Genomic DNA, 1,795 nt, shown 5'->3' with positions numbered 1-1,795 from the left:
AAGCAAGTTTATGGATGCGTTAAAAATGGAACTTTGTACCAAGATGATTATGTTAAAAAAATAGCCTAAAATATTTGGTTTTTTACACAGTTCATGTTATGTGTAGTTTTTTTAGTAACTTCCTTTTGATGGAATGACGTGACGAACTCCGCCACGAGGATTTTCCATATCACCTTTATATCTTGGAATCAAATGACAGTGAAAATGAAATACAGTTTGACCTGCGAATTCACCACAATTCATCCCGATATTAAAACCATCTGGTTTATGATTACTTAGAATTATTTCTTTAGCATTTTGAATCGCAATTGGTAATGCTAATTTTTCTTCATCAGATAAATCAAAGTAATCAGTTCTTACATTGTTTGAAATGATTAATAAATGACCTGGATTAACAGGAAAACCATCGTTAATTATGAAGAAATATTTGTCTTTATATATAATTCGTTCTTGTTCAATATTTATAAAATCTTTCATTAAAAAAGTGGTTCAAGTTCAACTTTAGGTTTCCATTTTTGAATTGATAAATTTACAGATAAATCATATTGTTTTTGCAAGAATTGTCTACGTTCTTTTGCTGTTTTTCCAGTTTGATTTACAATTGTTTCGCCAAGTGGATGTTTACTTGCGATATAAAATTCATTTCTTTTGTAAAGTCTTTCAAGATATTTTAGTTCTGGAATTTTTGCACTTTTGTCTAAGTTCACGAATTTTTCAGCTAATACTAAATTCCAAACACCGTTAATATTAGCGCCAGATTGATTAAGACTAATTTTGTGTACGTGTGGAAAAAAATGATCAACTGCACAAAGATTTTCATTTCCAGAAATTATTGAAATATCTTGAAAAGAGTAGAAGCATTTTCCTTTTTGATAACCATTTAATGAGGCTTTAGCTGAAGTTATATCAACTCTTCTCATAAAGTCATTTTCTATGAATAGAGTTTGCAAGTCATCATCAATTTTAACTTCAAGAAGGTTTGGATTAATTTCTAAATTCCAAGCGGTTTCTACAAGATTCCATCTTGCTTCAACTTCATCATTGAAATTGGCAAATTGATAACTTTCTTTTAAACGTAATAAATCATCTGTTATAACTATTCTTTTCGAACTTCCATTATAATCTTTTTGATAAAATTGATTCGGTATTATTCCTCCATTTACATTTTGAAATGCGTCTACAACATTGGTGAAACCATATTTTTCTGTAATACTTATTAAATTATCGTAGCTTATTTCTTGATTGTTGAATTTTCTACAAGCATCTAAAAATGTGCTTGAATTTGAGTTTCCTTGCTTATCATTATTCTTAAGATGTTCTAAAATTGTCTTGACGAAGATAGGAGATAACTCTTTAAGAGAAATAGAGTTTGTTTCTTTTGAGGTAAGTTCCAATAAAGCTTTCCCAAATGCAAATTTATAAGTTGCAGAATTTTTTCCAAATAAGATTATAGCTCGCCATTGAGATTCTAAACTTGGGTCATTGTCTTGGAAATTTATAGCCATATCTTGATGAAAAATTACACATAACGGTTCGGGGCTTGGCGATAGTGCGGGATTAGAAAGGCGGAACTTTCAATTTAGCACGAACGGTAGCAAAACCATTTTTACCTTTTGCTAAATTACAAAAAAGAGTAAAAGAAAAATGGTTTTTGCGGATAGAAAGTACAAACGTTGAACTTTATACGAAACCCCGCATTTCGCCAAACCCTTCCTATGTTTGTAATTCCTTAAATTTAGTATATCAACAACTATAAAAAAGAAAGAACCAAATGAGCAGAATAAGATAGACAAAC

General features: G+C 30.0%; 2 protein-coding genes. Both read right to left on the bottom strand.

Going from position 1 to position 1,795, the window contains the following annotated elements; all coding sequences use genetic code 11:
• Positions 1-111: 111 nt before the first annotated feature.
• Positions 112-477 carry an HIT family protein gene (locus ABID46_RS13495; protein WP_354510988.1) on the bottom strand — a complete coding sequence of 122 codons (366 nt, stop codon included), beginning with the start codon at positions 475-477 and terminating at the stop codon, positions 112-114.
• Positions 477-1,505: an HNH endonuclease family protein gene (locus ABID46_RS13490; protein ID WP_354510986.1), complete on the bottom strand. Its 1,029-nt coding sequence runs from the start codon at positions 1,503-1,505 to the stop codon at positions 477-479. The genes ABID46_RS13495 and ABID46_RS13490 overlap by 1 nt, the downstream gene beginning before the upstream one ends.
• Positions 1,506-1,795: the final 290 nt, after the last annotated feature.

The organism is Moheibacter stercoris, assembly GCF_040545805.1.
GTDB lineage: Bacteria > Bacteroidota > Bacteroidia > Flavobacteriales > Weeksellaceae > Moheibacter > Moheibacter stercoris.
The sequence above is the reverse complement of the archived record's forward strand: the minus strand, read 5'-3'. Positions and strand labels throughout refer to the sequence as shown.

What these genes read in the sequence shown, in the direction of transcription:
- ABID46_RS13490 (WP_354510986.1), bottom strand. Translation starts at nt 1,505, where the DNA reads ATGGCTATAAATTTCCAAGACAATGACCCAAGTTTAGAATCTCAATGG.
- ABID46_RS13495 (WP_354510988.1), bottom strand. Translation starts at nt 477, where the DNA reads ATGAAAGATTTTATAAATATTGAACAAGAACGAATTATATATAAAGAC.